Genomic DNA, 16889 nt, shown 5'->3' on the forward strand with positions numbered 1-16889 from the left:
CCCTCAGGTGTCCCGGAATAGGGTCCTCCCCGCTGGGGCTTTCAGCCGAGTGTCTTGCTGATTAACTCTGCCATATGTATCGCGCGATAAGTTGGTCGGCTACGTGGTTCAGGTCGTCGCCAACGATCTGCGGTTGAGGACCGACTCCCAGAGCATGATTGCCGACGCGCTTGACCAGCGCAGCCTCCCAACCGGCCGCTACCGCGCCAAGCGTATCCCAAGTATGGCAGGCGATAAGACAGAGCTGGGAAGGGTCGACCCCAAGCTCTTTCGAGACGTAAGCATATGTCAGCGGTGACGGCTTATATTGCTTGACGCTATCCACACTGTCTCAAAGAAGCTGGCAATGCCGCCATACTCGAGCTGGCGGGTTTGAACTTCGACTCGATTGTTTGTCAACGTGAACAGCCGGAAACCTGCAATGCGCAGTTTCCGTAGCGCGGCTGGGACCTCCGCATAAGGCGGCATTGTTGAAAATTTTGCTCAAGCTCTTTTTTGTCCGCATCATCAATCTTGATTCCTTGCGCATCCGCCAGCATCCTCATTACAGCAGAGCCAATATCCGTGAACGGCACGTACGAGCCGGCCACGGTCAGAGCCAGGGAATACATGATGACGTTAGCGAACCAGAGGCGCATGTCTCTCTTGTCGCCAAAAATGCGCTCAAAGATTGGCTCCATTGTTTGAAGATCGAGAAGCGTCTCATTGACGTCGAAGACGATCAGTGGAGCGGCCGGCAAGTTGGGTTCCGATCTTATTTCCATCTGCGCTCTCGTTTTGATATGGTAACCTGACTGGCGCACCTTTCACCTGGTTAAGCGCTCCAGCAGACCGTCCGCTGTAATCAATTCGTAGATCGGGCTGGTTTCGTTACAAGCGCGCAAAAAAATTCCTTGCCCGCGGGACTGCCGCTTTCCGATGGGATTTGTCGTGGTGACTTTTCCACTACAGGTAACGTCCGATCGTTCTCGTCAACCGGTGGGCTTCCTTGATCGAAATTTTCTCCTAGGTGTAACCGGTTTGATGGCACGTCCGAATATTGCTGTGAGCCAATTAAAGCAGGGGCTGTCGAAGGAAGTCCATTAAGAGACAAAAACCGGATTGAGATTTGTCGACGTGAGCGGTTGGCAGGAGCGGCGTGTTTCGCTTTCGGCGAGTCATGTTCCAGCCCGACGGTCAGCTTCGACCATCTTCCGTAGACACTACGGCGATCATCCAACCGCCGTACCGATGACGACTGTGGTAAGATAATCTTCAAGGGGTTACGCTGACCGACCAGGGTGAACAAAAGGCCGTTTCCCAGCCGAGCGGCCGGCCGGACTCCGGCAGATGGAATTGTCCTGTCGAGCCCTAACCTTGGCCCGATTGCCGAAGCGCTATCCCTCCCCCGATCCGCAAGGAAGGGAGCCCGATCAATGATCGACCTCACGAAATGCACGGTCGAACGCCTGCGGGCAGACGACACGTTCATCCTATATCGGGCCCATCAGGCACGCGGAGCGCGTTCCCTGCTTGCATTGGTACCGCGACGGCCGTCGATACGCAGCCTCGAGAAGCTTGAAAATGAATATGCCTTGGCCGCCGATCTTGACCCGGCCTGGGCGGTGCTTCCGATTGAGTTGGTCCCGCATAAGGAAAACATGATGCTGGTGCTCGAGGACCCTGGCGGCGAACCGCTGACCAAGCTCATCGAGAACGGGCTTCAGCTTGATGCTCGACTTCGCTTGGCGGTCGGGCTGGCCGACACAGTGGGCAGGCTGCACCGCCAAAGACTGCTGCACCGAGACATCAAGCCCGGAAACATCCTGGTCTCCGAACGAGACGGCATGCGCCTGACGGGGTTCGGCAACGCCATTCATCAAACGCACCAAAGCGTGGCGGCCGGTGTGATTGCCGGAACGCTGCCCTATATCGCGCCAGAGCAGACCGGCCGAATGAACCGCCCGATCGATGGCCGCAGCGATCTCTATGCACTTGGCGTCACGCTTTATGAACTGTTCACCGGCACCTTGCCGTTTTCCGCATCCACGCCGGAGGAGTGGATACACTGCCACATTGTCCGCGCGCCTCCCTCGCCCGGCGAACGAATGCCGAATCTGCCCGAGCAGATATCCGCCATCGTACTCAAGCTTCTGTCGAAGGAACCGGCGGACCGCTATCAGTCTGCCGAGGGGCTAGCGGCTGACCTCGAGGAATGCCTGGCGGAGTGGAAAGCCCGCCGAGGGGTTCATCATTTCGCCCTCGGGAAACGCGATGTAGTCACCGCCCTCCAGATTCCACGTACCCTCTACGGCCGTGCGGACGAGATCGCGGCTCTGCGATCGGCATTCGATCGCGTCGCAGCAACGGGACAAACCGTCGTCGCACTAATTTCCGGGTCTTCCGGGGTCGGAAAATCATCACTTGTCGCAGAGTTCCAAGCCGGTCTGGCGCCGACGGACGCCTTGATCGCGACTGGCAAATTCGATCTGCAAGCGCGGGACGTCCCGTATGCGGCGCTCAACCAAGCCTTTGCATCGCTGCTGCGTCAGATTCTTACCTATGATGACGAGGAGGTTGCGGCCTGCCGGCGAACGCTGGCGGAGGCTGTCGGACCGAGCGGTTATCTTGTGACAGAGCTCATTCCCGCGTTCGAGCTTGTCCTTGGTCGGCAGCTTCCGGTCGAGCATCTGACGCCCCAGGATCGGTTGAACCGCCTCCGCATTGTCTTCCGGCGGCTCGTTGGGGCCTTTGCCCGCCCGGGTCGCCCCTTGGTCCTCTTCGTTGATGACTTGCAATGGCTGGACGTGGCAACGATCGACCTGATCGGCGATCTTGTCGCTCGGCGGGATGTATCGAATCTGATGCTGATTGGAGCTTACCGCACCAATGAAGTCAGCCCCTCTCATCCGCTCATCTCGCAGCTCGACACGATTTGCACCGCGGGCATACCCGTCGAGGAGATCGCGCTTCAGCCCCTAAGTTCGCTCGATATCGCGGTACTGATCGCCGAGACACTCGAATGCGGGCGCGCCGAAGCCCGACCATTAGCAAAGCTGGTTCACACCAAGACCGGCGGCAACCCTTTCTTTGCAACTCAATTCCTCAGGACACTGAATGACGAAGGCTTGCTCGCGTATGATCCGCATGCGGGTGCCTGGCACTGGGACATCGCCCGCGTTCGGGCGAAGGGCCTCACGGACAGCGTCGCCGATCTGATGGCGGCCAAGTTGAACCTGCTGACGACAACCACGCGGCAAGTCCTACTGGATCTCGCATCGCTCGGGAGTTCCGCCGAAGTTGAGGGGCTCGCCGTTGCATCCGACCGCCCTGCGCAAGAGGTCATCGCGAGCCTGCGTCCAGCCCTTCAAGCCGGCCTTGTCGTACGCAAAGGTGGGTATTACGCTTTCGCGCATGATCGGGTTCAGGAGGCCGCCTATCGGCTGGGGCCGGCCGAAGGCAAGCCCGCCCTGCATCTTCGCATTGGCATGGCGCTGGCGAGACAAGCAACGCCGGATGAAACGAGCGAGAAGCTTTATGTCATTGCCAACCAGCTGAACCGCGGCGTCACTGCTGTTACGAGCCAGGTCGAACGGGATCAGATCATTGCCATCAATCTTTCTGCGGGCCGGCGCGCCCGATCAGCGGCAGCTTACAGTGCCGCTCTCGCCTATCTGGAGGTTGCGCGGGAACTGCTCGGGGAGAAAGCACATCCAAGTTTCAGCGCGACTGCCTTCGGAGTCGCTCTGCTCCGCGCCGAGTGCGAATTCCTGGTCGGACATCTGGACGTCGCGGAAGCGCAGTTGCTGGTGCTGTCCCAGAATTGCCTGAACGTTCAAGCGAGCACGACGGTCACTAGGCTTCGGGCAAACCTGTACACCGTGCGCGGGCAGCCTGACCGCAGCATCGCTGTCTGCCTCGAATTTCTGCGCCAGGTCGGAATCGACTGGCACGCTCATCCTACCGACGGCGAAGTGGACGAAGAGGGCCATCGCCTGCGAAGGCTGGCCGAGAAGCTGTCGGACGACCATCTTCTCGCATTGGCACCCATGACCGATCCCGACCATCATGCAACGATGGCGGTTTTTGCCGACCTTGTTACGCCCGCCCTCCTCACCGATCTGAACTTGTCCAACATCGTGATTCTGGCAGCGGTACGACTGACGCTGCAACACGGCATCTCAGAGAACTCCTGCTATCCGTTGACCTGCGCATTCAGCGTCTTCAGCATCCGCTACCGAGACGCGGATCTCGGATTGCGTCTGGCGCAATTTGGCGTCTCTCTCGCCGACCGCTGGCCGCAATTGAGGCTGAGCGGACGGACGCAAATGGTATTCGGCCAATATGTGACGCCGTGGGTTCGGCCGATCCGATCCGGACTACCATTCATACGGCGAAGTCTGGAAACTGGGCTCGCGACCGGAGACCTGAGCTGGGTAGGCTACTCGCATGCTGCACATGTATCGGCGCGTCTCTTCTGCGGCGATCCGTTGCGGGATGTCTGCAAGGATATCGAACAAGGGCTGGCATTCGCCCGAGCCTGGGGCTTCGAGCTGATTAGAGCATTGTTGTCGGTCTACAGGACTTTTGCGCTCACCTTGATAGAACACAGCGATGACTTCGAGGTGCCCCATCCGACGGCGCCACACGCCTTGATAGGCGGATCGCTGCAAAACGCCTGCCTTCACGCTGTTGCGGAAATCCAGCTCAACGTGTTCGCTGGACTCCATGATGCCGCGCTTGTAGTCGCCGAGCGGGGAGAGACATTCTTTCGGAGCATACGGGCCTATGTGGAAGTGGCAGAATACCGCTTCTACACCGCGCTTGCTCACGCTGCCGCCTACGATGCAGCGCCGCCCGAACAGCGTGAGATGCATGTCAATAGCCTGAATCACCATTACCGCGAGCTCACCATCCGGTGCGCTCACGCTCCGGCAAACTTCGCCAATCGATTGACGCTGCTTGCGGCGGAGATCGCGCGCATTGAAGGCCGCGAACTGGAGGCGGAGCGGCTGTACGAGGAGGCGATCCGATTGGCCCGGGAAGCCGAGTTCGTGCAGATCGAGGCGATTGCCGCAGAGTGTGCGGCGCGGTTCTACGAGGCGCGCGGCATTCGAACAGTCGTTCTCTCCTACCTGGCGAATGCACGCGATTGCTACCAGCGGTGGGGTGCTGACGCCAAGGTACGGCAGCTCGAACGCTCTAATCCTCATCTGCCAGCTTCCGATCCAGTTCGCATCCTGCCAGGTGCCTCGGAGGTGCCGCTGCAACAGCTTGACGTCAACGCATTGTTCAGGGCCTCTCGCGCGCTTTCCGGAGAAATCGAGCTTAACACGCTGATCCGCACCGTGATGCAGGTTGTGATCGAGCACGCCACTGCCGAACGCGGCATCCTGTTCCTGATGGGGAACGACATTCCGGAGGCCATCGCGGAGGCTCATGTTGGAGCGAACGGTATCGATGTTACAGTGTACGAAGCGGGTCGTCGTGACCTCGAATTCTCTCAATCGGTATTGAACTATGTCGTCAGGACACGAACGAGCCTCAATTCCGCCGAGCCAGCAAACAGGAGCTTGCTGTCTGCAGATCCTTACTTGCTGCAAAGGTGCCACATCTCGCTGCATTGCCTACCGATAGTCACGCAGGCAAAGCTGGTCGGCGTTCTGTACCTCGAGAGCCACGCCGCAGTCGGGGCATTTACGCCTCAGCGGGCAGAGGTGCTCGACCTCCTTGCTGCACAGGTCGCGATTTCACTCGAGAACGCTCGGCTCTATGCTGACCTGCGGCGCAGCGAAGCATTCCTGGCGGAGGGGCAGAGCATCAGCCACACCGGAAGTTGGAGCTGGGACTCACAAACCGGCAAGCTGCTTTGGTCCGACGAGCACTATCGGATTTTCGGCGTCGATCCCGATACCGGAAAAGCGCCGACGATCGGGCGCGTCTTTCGCATGGTCCATCCGGAGGACCGCACTGCCCTTCGCCGCAAGGTACAATCGGCGATCCGCAATGGTGATGCATTCACCTGCGAGTATCGCCTGATCCGTTCGGACGGAGTGCGGCATTTGAATGTCGTCGGCCGACCCTCCATGGACAGTTTCGGGAAGCTCAAGAGCTATGTCGGTACAACGATCGATTTGACCGACTACCGACGTGCTCAGGAGGCGTTACAGTCCGCCCAATCGGATCTTGCACATGCTTCGCGGCTCACTGCGATCGGCGAACTGACCAGTTTGATTGCGCACGAAGTTCGCCAGCCGCTGACGGCTATCGCTGCGAGAGCTGGCGCCTGCGGATCGTGGCTGGCGCACGCCCCTCCCGATATTGGCAAGGCCACCGCCGCGGCGGCGCAAATCGCCGGATATGCCCATCGCGCGAGCGGCGTGATGGAGAGTATTCGCCAGATGACGAGGAAATCCACGCCGACGCGGGTGCCGCTCGACGTCAACGATGCGATCAGGGACACGGTGGCACTGTTGAGCAGCGAGATTCGCCGACAACGCGTGGTTCTCAAGGTCGACCTTGCCGCTTCCCTGCGCTCGGTTTTCGGTGATCGAATCCAATTGCAGCAGGTCACAATGAACCTGATGATGAACGGGATGGAGGCCATGGCAACGGTGGATGACCGGCCGCGGCTTCTTTCGTTGCGCACGGAAGCTGACCCATCGGGGACTATAACGATCGCTGTGGCAGACGTCGGCGTTGGCCTGCCGGCCGGCGAACTGGAGCGTTTGTTCGAAGCTTTCTTCACGACCAAGCCCAATGGTTTGGGCGTCGGCTTGGCCATTTGCCGCTCGATCATCAAAGCGCATGGAGGCAAATTGTGGGCGTCGCCCAATCATCCCTTCGGCAGCATGTTTCGGTTCACGCTGCCCACGGCGTCCGACCAGGATGGGCCGCTTAGATCTACCGGCACCGTGAAGTGAAAAGTGGCGCCGCGACCCTTTTCGGCGGTCACCCATATTTGCCCCTGATGCGCCTCGATAATGGACCGGCAGATTGACAGCCCGATGCCCATGCCGTCCGTTTTGGTCGTGAACATTGGGTTGAATATCCTATCCACAGCGTCGGGCTCGAGGCCCTTCCCGGTGTCTTCCACCGACACCATCACATATCTCGAGTGCTGGACTTCAGATCTTATGGATAGCACCCGCTCCCCATTCTTCGTGGCCATGGAATCTATTGCGTTCGCAATCAAATTCACCACAACTTGCTGGAGCTGAATCTGTTCGCCTGTTATCCGCGGCAGCCGTTCGTTAAGGTGAGCATGAACGGTGACCCGATATGTCTGCAGTTTGTCGCGAACAACGGCCAGAGCTTCCCGGATGACATCGTCGATATTAAGGGAAGTGCGGGTTCGTGCACCAATCTTGAAGTGCGCCCGAATATTTTCGATCACGGCGTCCGCTCGGTGCCCGGCGGTCACGACGCGCCGCAATGCTTCTCTGGCACGATCGAGGTTAGGCTCGACACGATCAAGCCAATTCAGTCCCGCGTTCGCACTGGCGATGATCGACGTTAATGGCTGTTTGACTTCGTGGGCAATTGAAGCCGAGACCGCGTCGCCGGTCATCAGCCGCGCCTCACGCTCGCGACGTTGCGCCAGGACCGCGCGGAGCAGCTGCGCGTAAAGCGTCGTTATCTCATGCAACAGGACACAGAGCACAAGAATGCTGGGCACGAGTCCTAAGAACCGGCTAGCATACCAACCAGCGCTGAACCGGGCCAGACCCAACACACCCGTATAGAGCTCAAGTACATACGCGCAAACAACCACCATCAGCCACAGATCGAGCACCGAACACCGGCGGATCCAGAGCAAAAGGAGCGCGAGTGCGTTCCACAGGATTAGACAACCGACAACATAAACTTTGAGGGCAGAAAAACGGACCGGGTCGAGCACAGTGCGGGGCAAGTGTGCTTGCCCCGCTGTGACAAGAACTGTCACGGCGCACACGACGGCCACGGTCACGACCACACTCGAAAGGATGGCCGCACCCGCGGAACCCCGCCACAGCCCCTTGGTTGGATCGGCATCCTTCAAGAGAGTATATGCGATGACGAACGTAGGAAAACCGGCGTGCCACAGATTAAAAAGCCAATCCGTGCTCTGTAGCCCCGCGCCAAGCAGGCCACCTGGCGCGAAGATGCCCGGAAAAGTCAGCAACCACGGGATCACGATCAGCGCCGTGAAGAGATATCCACTCGCGATCGCGAGCAGCGCGCGCGAGCGCAGGATGGCAAACTGATAGAACAGCAGGACCGCGGTGATCAAGTCATTCACGAAAACCGCCGTGCCATAGGCCGGGACGAAGGCGTCGATCCGCCCCGGCTGGAAGTTCGCGAGCGGCCCAGCTGTGATAAAAAACGCGACCAGCAAGGCGAGCACGACCGCAAGGGCAAGCCGTCTCTGGGACCGGCTGGGCGATAAGTTCGCAAGGGTGAAAGGCAGATCCTCTGGGATAATAACAGCCGAGTTCATCATCGGAGCGACTCTTCGCAGCGGCCGGAATGCGCGGCACGACGCTCAAAACGACTCGCTATTCTCACCACGGGCTGCCGCAGTTCACCGCCATGTCTGCCCGTTGGGCCAGCTAACGCGAGTAAGGAAGCGTCGCCCCTTTAAACCGGCTGAGCAGGCAAGGTTTGCTGCAGCCTCGCACGCGCCGGTGGCGAATGCTGATCGGTCCGGTTCCCGATTAACTCGGGGATAAGTATATCTCGTTTGAACGTGCAGATCGATGTCCGGTTTGGAGGTCAGATCGCGACGCGGCGGTCAATCCCCGGCAAGCGGCTAGGGCCGGAATGTCCTAAGATCGCGCATGCATCCCCCAAGCAGTTGCTGGCGGCGCACCTAATCACCTCTTTAACAGTGGGGTTGAGCATGGAAAACGAACTCAACCACGCCGCACGAGGCGCATCGCGAACCACTCGCCCACAACGGCAAAAATGATCGGCTCTAAGCCACAGCTCCGGAGAAGGAACGCGCGGTCGATCAGGGTCAAGCTCCTGGTAAGTCGCGCGATTCACGAACGCGGCAGCACGATCTATTTGTGCTCCAAATGCCACGAACCGTCCCAATCGGCCGGAGGCGGCTTATGCTTCAGGCAGCTGATGCGCTTTGCGAATGTGATCGACGGCTGATCCCCCGGAACTACTTCGAGCGCAGCAGTGAATGCACTTAGGGCGTCGTCCCATCGTCTTTCCCGATAAGCCGCCAGCCCCTCGGCGTAGTGTGTTCGTAGTTGCATCTGTTCGGTTGTGATTTCCCCTCTCCGGCCCATGATTTCGAAGACAACCTGAGGCTTCGTTTGACCGACCACAACCAGGCGATCAATCTCACGAACCTCAATCGTCGCCCCAGAGGCCAGGGCAGTTGCCTCCGAGATCAGACAACGACTGCCATAGGTCTTGTTGGCGCGTTCCAGGCGCGCCGCCAGATTGACCGTGTCGCCCATCACAGTGTAGCTCATCCTGAATTTCCGAGCCGATACTGCCAACCAACGCTTCGCCGGTTGCGATCCCAATTCGAATATCGCACTCCGTTGGGATCCGGCGCACACCAAGGAGTTCGGGCAATTCCATGCGCAGCTTCGCAACGCGCCCGGTCATGCCAATTGCCGCTAGGCACGCGAAATCGGTCTGGTCTGCCTCGGCAACAAACGGAGGTCCCCAATAGGCCATGATCGCGTCGCCGATGTATTTGTCGATTATTCCTCTATGCGCGTGGATCGGCTCGGACATCGTCGAAAAATAGAGGTTCATGATCTTGACCAATCCCTGTGGCGTGACCCCTTCGCTCAGGGTCGTAAATCCCCTCATATCGCAAAACAGGACCGTCATCACACGACGCTGGCCTTCAGTGGCCGCGAGTGCTGACTGCTCAAGCAATCCTTCAGCAATCCGCGGATCGATATACCTGCCGTAGGTTTCTCTGATCCGCTCGTTGTGGCGCAACGTCTCGATCATGCGATTGAATGCTGCTGAGAGCTCCCCGATCTCGTCCCGCGTCGTTACGCTGATCGATCCATCGAGGCGGCCGGCTTCGACCTCGCGTGTGCCCTCTAGCAGTCGCAGGATGGGACGGGTGATTCCACTGCCGACGAGTCCCGCGAACACAAATCCGAGCATTGAAGCGGCCGCGGTTACGATCGCCGAGATTACTATGGCCCGGCGCTGGTTGCGAATAACTGTTGTGGCACTCGCAACCACCTGTTCCAGCATGTCCGAGCGAATGTCGTTGACCTTATGATTGAACTCGTCACGGAGCGCGTCGACACGCGATAGAGTGCGTCTGACTTCGACGAAATCGCCCGCATCAAGTTGAGGAAGTAGAAGTGCAATTTGTTCGTTCAGGCGATGGCGAAGGTCGTTGACGACAATATCGAGGCGGTCATCGATGCGCGCCAGGGCCACGCCGTCCGACGGAGTGCCTCCATCATTGATGATTGCGACGATAAGTCGATGCGCGGCGGACGCTTCTCGGTCAATATCGGGATCTTTTTCTTCGAAAGTCCTCAACGACGCCGCATAGCCAGCTTCGTCTTGCGGGCTCTGCATCTTCGCGATGATCATTCGCCGAAGCGCGAGGCTACGCTCAAGCGAGCGAATGTTTACCCGCGCCAAATCGCCATAGGCGGGAATGTATTTATTCGTAACTTCGTCGAGCAAATGACCGACTCTACTTGTCAGAGCGATCGACAGAACGGATGTGATCACCGCAAGCATGATCAGCCCCGCGGCGATGCCGACGATCTTTTGCCTGATTGATTTTTGAAACATCGCCTAGTGTCCAGCCGAAGCGTCAGCTCATGCTTCCCGGCATGAAGCAGCGCGCTTTCGGATGACCATCCCTGTAGTAAGGCCACACCACCGTGCGACCCGCGCGATTCGGTCCGTCCACTATGGCTTCCCTCGGAACATCGACCCACTCGCCGTCGATGCGCACGCGATAGTGACCATCCTTGCTATCCCAATCCGCATCGTCTACGCGCTTCGCATCACTGCCATCGCAGCAAGGCCCCGTTCCACTACGCAAGCTCTCATACCAACCGCTCAACTCACGGCGATCGTGATCGTGAGCACAAGCAGTTGTAAAGGTCGACAGCGTGACAGCAAAAATAGCGAGCGTTGCATCGCGACAGTCGAAGACAGCAATCCGACTCAAGCCGAGAACTCTTCGGATGGCGGGTGAAAGCGCAAGAACGGAACGGTCGATGCAAGCGAGACCAGCGTAGGAAATCCGCAACCAAACCCGCGTCCCATGGGAACCCTGCGGCGGATGCTGGCGAGCCATGTTGATTTGGCCTTCTTGCTCCTGCGTGGAAGCCGCGGCCTGATCACCATTCACGTTGTGGATGCGGGATACACCCATTCAGATGGTATCGCAGAGGTCAATCTTTCTCGCTCCGGCTGGTATCAGATAGTGATCGCAACCGCTTCGGGCCGCTTGCTGCGATTGTTCCGGTCGTGCTCCAATTTGAAGGCTTGCTCGCACGACATGACAGCTGGCTCTCGTTTTCCATCCCATTTTTTCTTCACGGGTGCGCTGTAAGCTCAAGGGTGGACATCGTGGCCACTCGCTATTGAACCGCCCCGCTTGCGATCACTTTTTCAAGCTTGCTGGATTGTAGCGAACCTGACTTGAAGGTCGGCGAGATGCACTGCAGATTGCTTACGCTTAGTGTGGCTCTCTTCGATGCAGGAGACAGGATCATGGTCGATCAAGAAGTAGTTGGCAGTCAGCTCAAGACGGATCGTTTCCCCTTCCAGAGCGAGGGCGACATCACGCTGGCGGTCCGCAATGCGAACTACACGCTAGGGCCGGTGATGTTGCACATCACCATGAAGCCCGGCGCGGTCATTCCGGCACATCTCCACAAAAGCACGACCGAAGCACTCTATGTGGTTGAGGGCGACTTCACCAACGAGGGCAAGCAGCACCAAGCAGGCACGTCGTTGCACTTCAAAGCTGGCAGCGAACACGGCCCGCACACCACCAAGAACGGGTGCAAGCTACTCGTCCTTTGGACAGAACGCACCGCGAATGAGGCGGCAGATCTCACAGACTTCGTGATCGCCAAACAGGCAACTTAACGGCATCGCACACGGATCGCGCCGAGCCCTAAGCCGGCAATTACAATCGTTTCGTCCAATGCTTGTTGCTGCGCGATCGTCCTTGCGAGGTGCATATCATGGTAAGTGACTCGCCCGATCTCAATATCGGAAACACAGCATTCATGCTTGTGTGTTCGGCATTGGTGATGCTGATGACACCCGGTCTCGCATTTTTCTACGGCGGTCTCGTTACAAAGAAGAACGTGCTGACGGTTATGATTCAGAGCTTCGCGTCACTGTGTTGGACGACCATACTCTGGTTCGCCATTGGTTATTCGATGTGTTTTGGACCGACGTGGCACGGAATAGTCGGTGACCCTACATATTTTGCGTTTTTGAACGGCATAAGTTTGAAGACGATCTACGCCGGAAATGACGCGGGGATTCCTCTCGCGCTGCACTTCATATATCAGATGATGTTCGCAATCATTGCCCCGGCCCTAATTACCGGCGCATTTGCCAATCGGGTAACTTTCGGTGCGTACTTGCTCTTTCTGACCGCATGGCTGATCTTTGTCTATTTTCCGTTCGTTCACATGGTCTGGAGCCCGGACGGTTTGTTTGCAAAGATGGGTGTGTTGGATTTTGCCGGCGGGATCGTTGTACACACAACAGCGGGGTTTGGAGCTTTGGCCTCAGTCACATTCATAGGGCGCAGATGCGACAGCACCGATGCGCCTCACAATGTTCCGTTGATGGCACTCGGTGCGGGGTTGCTGTGGTTTGGTTGGTTTGGCTTCAATGCCGGATCGGAGATTGGCGTCGATTGGGTGACCGCCTCATCCTTTGTCAACACGCAACTAGCAGCTGCTTTTGCTGGATTCACTTGGCTTATTCTGGAGTGGGCCAACGTCCGACGGCCCAATTTTGTCGGCCTACTGACTGGTGCAGTTGCAGGTCTGGCGGCCATCACCCCCGCTGCGGCGTATGTGTCATTCGGTACCGCACCGGTGATCGGCGTTCTGGCGGGACTGGTCTGCTACTACGCCGTTGCGGTCAAGAAGGTTGCTGGGTGGGATGACGCGCTGGACGTGTGGGGAGTGCACGGTGTCGGCGGGGCGCTCGGCGCCATTTTGCTTGGAGTATTTGCGGCGAGGAGCTGGAACCCGCACGGTGCGACAGGCCTGTTGTCGGGTGGCCCTCGGTTCTTTCTTTGGCAATGCATTGCCGTCATTGCATCCGCGGCCTGGGCGTTCGCCTTTACCTATGCTGCGCTATGGTGGATTGACCGCGTGACTTCGATTCGCGTGGATGCGGAAACAGAGAAGTTAGGGCTGGACGTTCGTCTCCTTGGAGAAACAGCTTATTCGGAAGACAGGGGACCGTAATCGCCATCCTGCTGCAAGAGTTCGGGCAACGAAACTGAAACAACAGCCTTCGCGTAATCGCTGCCGGCCCAGCCGTCCGCTCGCTCCCCACGAGGCGTCTGCCGCGAGCAACGCAAGACGTTGCCATGTGGTCTCGACGTCGGCGCCTCCCCAAGGGGAGGTAGGAACCGAAGACACCCAGGACTCTGATCTCGACGTTAAGAGAACGGCGTGATCGGTCGATCTTGGGGCACCCCATCGACGTACAGGTCGACATGCTCGTTGTAGAAGCTGAGCAGGTTTTCGATCTTCGGGCACTCGGGAATTGGCGCTGGATAGCTCCACACGATATCCTTGACGAGCTTGTCGCCTACGCGAGCTGACCAGTAGCACGCCACGCCTTTATAAGGGCACCGCGTGGCAGAGTCGGTGGGCTCGAGCAGATCCATGCGCACATCCAGCTTCGGAATGTAATAGCGGGTCGGCAGCCCAGTCTCGAAGAGGAGGATGGACCGGCGAGATTCAGCCAGTGTCACGCCTTCAATCTCCACGCACACGTGCCTCGAGCTGTGAACTGTATCGACTCTTGTGTACGGATCTCGAGGATGAACAAAGACCTGCTCATCCTCCTCGAACCACGCATCCATCTCATTCCAGTAAAAAGTGAGGTAACCTACCAGTGCGGCTCGATCGGCAGTCGATTTGACGTAAGCGCGGGCCGCGTTGTGAGCGATGCGATCCTTTACGACCAGGCGCCAGCGAATGGTGTCCGCCGGTTGCTGCAACTGCTCCAGATACTCCATTCGGACGTCCGTAACCGGAAACCAGTAGGCCGGCGGCCGCTTCGTTTCATAGACGAGGAGAACGTGCTCGCTGTCGGCGATCAGCTTGCCACCAAAGTACGTCCGTACCCGGCGAGGGCTGCGTTCGATGTGTACCCCCTCCTTCAGCCGGGCCCGCTCCTCGGCCGCTGGAATCACGAGTCGTGCGAGTGTCTCATTCATCTGGAATCTCCCTTGTTCGGGGAAGACGGACCCGACAAGCGACGATGAGATATGCCAGACCGCAAACTGGTGCTTGCGCTCCTCCGGCTCCTTCCGCGTGCGGCTTCTCGTCTTGCCTCTGCCCGGCCCGGCGCTGGCCGCATCGCCATATCCAGGCTATTTCAGAAATCGCCAACCTGGTGCAGATTCGTCTGTATCCTTCGATGGCTGATCGAGCATGTCGGTTTCCTCGGCGACATGTCTCAAATCGCCACCCTAATTGACCCATCGCCATCAACAATTAGGATTCTACTTGCATGGAGTCCAGCATACAGCGCCGGATTTGAGCAAGACCAATCAAAGCGCGGCAAACGACAAACAGTCAGTGCCGTGACGATCGACATATTCGGCTCGAGGAGGGACGCGACAATCCCGTCCGTGCGAAAGGCGCGTCCTCTGCGAGAGACGGTGCAAGTCCGACAAGCGGCGCTTGCAACATCGTGGAAGTTCTAGGCAGTCCGTGATTTTCGAAGAGACTGCGGCAATGAGGCCAAGAACAACACGGCACAGACAGAAAGCAAGACGATATCCTTGAATAGAAACTCGCCAGTCAAGTTCCAGGCCATTGGGTCAGTCGACAGGCTCCATATGACGACCCCCGGCGTCGTGAAGAAGAATGACCACGTGATCGCAAAGGTGACCACTCCCATCAGCGAACCGAGGGCTGACAAGATCGGGCTGAAAGCACCAGCCGCAAGCAGCGCTGCAATGGCAAATTCGACAACACCGAGGAAATACGCTTCTCCCCTGAGGCCGAATAGCGATAGCCACGAAATAAATGGACTATTGCTAATGAACTGAGCGATGCCCTGTGCCGACTGCAGCGTGAATTTTTGCATGCCAAACGACACAAAGATGATGACCATGACCCAGCGGAGGATAGCCAGTAGACGATAAGAGCCGCCTCCGTCTTCAGCGACATTGAAAGATGCTTTCATATCGGTCACTTCTTTCCTTCCCGGTCCAATACCGATTTTGGCTGGGGCGCAGACGCGCCTTCCTTACAACCTCTACGCACTGGCAGCGCCGTCGTTACGTTGATCTACAGTTCGCCGGCTCACAATGATGTGCAGGAGTGGCGAACAGTTCTGACGGATCGGTGAAGCAGTACTCCGCGCGCGTAGATGGTACGCAGGGCGATGTGCAGGGATTCTCGGCATTTCGAACAGCTAGGGGTGCTGGCGCTTTTGTGACCGGCGGGACGCCCCGCCATGGCCAGCGTCGAAGAGACGTCAGCTCGCGGAGCCTTCATTGCCCTTTCACGTCCAACGCATCTCGCGCCAACAGGGTTTAAGCGCTACCGTCAAGCATACAAAATCGTAGAAGATCGTAGATTGGCGTACAAAATCGTGGCACGGGGGAGCGACTCGAACCCCCGAGGCTATCCGCTGGGCGAACTGCAGCACGGCGCCCATTGCGCACAAGTGCATCATTTCGACTGGTTGTCCGATTTGTTCGCCGTGATACGCTTTTCTACGACGAGGGCGTAACAGACCTGCCCGAGTAGCTTCCGCGGTATATGTTGGGATGAAGCCACGGAGATGAGCCAATATGGTCGATGTATTGCACGACGCCGTATAGTTCGTTTCTGGACAGAGCATTAGAAGCTCCATTTCCAAATACCCCAAAAAATTTGGCGGGAATAGAGCTGTTTACATAACGAACTCAGCAGCTTAGTTGTGGCTGGGGCGGGAGGGATCGAACCTCCGAATGGCGGAATCAAAATCAGTTTGATTATTCAACAATTTCAAGGCGCATTTGGAAGAAAACACAGAATTACGCGTTAGCAATATCAATAGCTTGGCGGTTTTTTCCAAATGAACAGCGCGTCTGCGAGACGAAAATCGGTCCTCGAATTAGCTAACCGCAACTTCCGTGCTCAGTCCGTGAGCTGAGCCTCGAAGCATTCCGACAGTCGCGGCGCGACGCCGGGTCAGTCCAGGTAAAGGCCGATCGCCGAGCAAGAGTGAGCCGGTTCAAGTCTACGTACCCAATCAGCAGGCGGCGTCGGGCCTCTGGCACTGAGACATTCGTGGGGTCGTTGGTTGCGCAAGCGGTGTCGCGACCATGGCGCGGCGGCCCTGGTCTGTCACCGCGCGGATGGTGCAGCCACCTCGCGGGGCCTATCCTGGGAGAAAGGCTTGCCCTACCTTCCCCGCTGCAGGTGGCAGGCATGACAGCTGTGGAGGAAACCGATGCAAGAGGCACTCGTCGTCCGCCGCGAGACGCACATCCCGGCGCCGCGCGCCGCGGTNTTCGCGTTCCTCACTGATCCGGAGAAGATCCTCCGGTGGATGGGAACGGAGGCGCAGGTCGATCCTCAGCCCGGCGGGCTCTATCTCGTCAACGTCACCGGCGCTCGCTTTGCCCGTGGGTCCTTCCGCGAGGTGGTGCCAGTGCACCGCCTAGCCTATAGCTTCGGCTGGGACGGCAGCGAGGTGGTACC

General features: G+C 58.2%; 10 protein-coding genes and 1 pseudogene. 4 read left to right on the top strand and 7 right to left on the bottom strand.

Annotation, left to right across the window (positions count from 1 at the left end; translation table 11 throughout):
- Positions 1-61 precede the first annotated feature (61 nt).
- Together YUU_RS62875 and YUU_RS60490 are read right to left on the bottom strand one after the other, a co-directional pair.
- Positions 62-325, bottom strand: a complete 264-nt coding sequence (locus YUU_RS62875; RefSeq protein ID WP_198031881.1) for an HAD hydrolase-like protein — start codon at positions 323-325, stop codon at positions 62-64.
- A gap of 70 nt (positions 326-395) precedes the next feature.
- The gene (locus YUU_RS60490) at positions 396-764 is read right to left on the bottom strand and encodes a hypothetical protein (RefSeq protein ID WP_198031882.1); all 369 of its coding nucleotides are present in this window, start codon (positions 762-764) and stop codon (positions 396-398) included.
- 651 nt (positions 765-1415) lie between these two features.
- Between YUU_RS60490 and YUU_RS52805 the strand changes: the two genes are divergently transcribed.
- Positions 1416-6902 (top strand): AAA family ATPase, encoded by a 5487-nt coding sequence (locus YUU_RS52805; protein ID WP_035664315.1) that lies wholly within the window; start codon positions 1416-1418, stop codon positions 6900-6902.
- On the opposite strand, the gene YUU_RS52810 is transcribed toward YUU_RS52805, so the two are convergent.
- From YUU_RS52810 to YUU_RS62880, 3 genes and pseudogenes are all read right to left on the bottom strand, one after another.
- A complete protein-coding gene (locus YUU_RS52810; RefSeq protein ID WP_245288197.1) occupies positions 6815-8461 on the bottom strand; it encodes an MASE4 domain-containing protein in 1647 nt (548 codons plus the stop codon). The genes YUU_RS52805 and YUU_RS52810 overlap by 88 nt on opposite strands.
- A 562-nt stretch (positions 8462-9023) precedes the next feature.
- Positions 9024-10758 (bottom strand): annotated as a pseudogene (locus tag YUU_RS52815) (adenylate/guanylate cyclase domain-containing protein).
- A gap of 22 nt (positions 10759-10780) precedes the next feature.
- The gene (locus tag YUU_RS62880) at positions 10781-11083 is read right to left on the bottom strand and encodes a hypothetical protein (protein ID WP_051390073.1); all 303 of its coding nucleotides are present in this window, start codon (positions 11081-11083) and stop codon (positions 10781-10783) included.
- A gap of 608 nt (positions 11084-11691) precedes the next feature.
- Here YUU_RS62880 and YUU_RS0136070 point away from each other — a divergent pair.
- Together YUU_RS0136070 and YUU_RS0136075 are read left to right on the top strand one after the other, a co-directional pair.
- Positions 11692-12072: a cupin domain-containing protein gene (locus tag YUU_RS0136070; protein ID WP_198031883.1), complete on the top strand. Its 381-nt coding sequence runs from the start codon at positions 11692-11694 to the stop codon at positions 12070-12072.
- A 98-nt stretch (positions 12073-12170) separates the two neighbouring features.
- Complete coding sequence (locus tag YUU_RS0136075; RefSeq protein WP_027526702.1) at positions 12171-13421, top strand: ammonium transporter; 1251 nt, start codon at positions 12171-12173, stop codon at positions 13419-13421.
- Positions 13422-13618: 197 nt separating this feature from the next.
- Here the strand turns inward: YUU_RS0136075 and YUU_RS0136080 are convergent, their stop codons facing one another.
- Together YUU_RS0136080 and YUU_RS0136085 are read right to left on the bottom strand one after the other, a co-directional pair.
- On the bottom strand, positions 13619-14404 hold the full coding sequence (locus YUU_RS0136080; protein ID WP_084801704.1) for a DUF427 domain-containing protein: 786 nt from the start codon (positions 14402-14404) through the stop codon (positions 13619-13621).
- Positions 14405-14892: 488 nt separating this feature from the next.
- Positions 14893-15381: a YkgB family protein gene (locus YUU_RS0136085; protein ID WP_027526704.1), complete on the bottom strand. Its 489-nt coding sequence runs from the start codon at positions 15379-15381 to the stop codon at positions 14893-14895.
- A gap of 1257 nt (positions 15382-16638) precedes the next feature.
- On the opposite strand from YUU_RS0136085, the gene YUU_RS0136090 reads away from it, so the two are divergent.
- On the top strand, positions 16639-16889 hold a 251-nt coding region (locus YUU_RS0136090), incomplete at its 3' end, for an SRPBCC domain-containing protein (protein ID WP_027526705.1).

Origin of the sequence: Bradyrhizobium sp. Ec3.3 (assembly GCF_000472925.1) — a bacterium.
Taxonomy (GTDB): domain Bacteria; phylum Pseudomonadota; class Alphaproteobacteria; order Rhizobiales; family Xanthobacteraceae; genus Bradyrhizobium.

Excerpts from the sequence above, each read along its gene's own strand:
- YUU_RS60490 (WP_198031882.1), bottom strand. The coding sequence starts at position 764 with ATGGAAATAAGATCGGAACCCAACTTGCCGGCCGCTCCACTGATCGTC.
- YUU_RS52805 (WP_035664315.1), top strand. The coding sequence starts at position 1,416 with ATGATCGACCTCACGAAATGCACGGTCGAACGCCTGCGGGCAGACGAC.
- YUU_RS52810 (WP_245288197.1), bottom strand. The coding sequence starts at position 8,461 with ATGATGAACTCGGCTGTTATTATCCCAGAGGATCTGCCTTTCACCCTT.
- YUU_RS0136070 (WP_198031883.1), top strand. The coding sequence starts at position 11,692 with ATGGTCGATCAAGAAGTAGTTGGCAGTCAGCTCAAGACGGATCGTTTC.
- YUU_RS0136075 (WP_027526702.1), top strand. The coding sequence starts at position 12,171 with ATGGTAAGTGACTCGCCCGATCTCAATATCGGAAACACAGCATTCATG.
- YUU_RS0136080 (WP_084801704.1), bottom strand. The coding sequence starts at position 14,404 with ATGAATGAGACACTCGCACGACTCGTGATTCCAGCGGCCGAGGAGCGG.
- YUU_RS0136085 (WP_027526704.1), bottom strand. The coding sequence starts at position 15,381 with ATGAAAGCATCTTTCAATGTCGCTGAAGACGGAGGCGGCTCTTATCGT.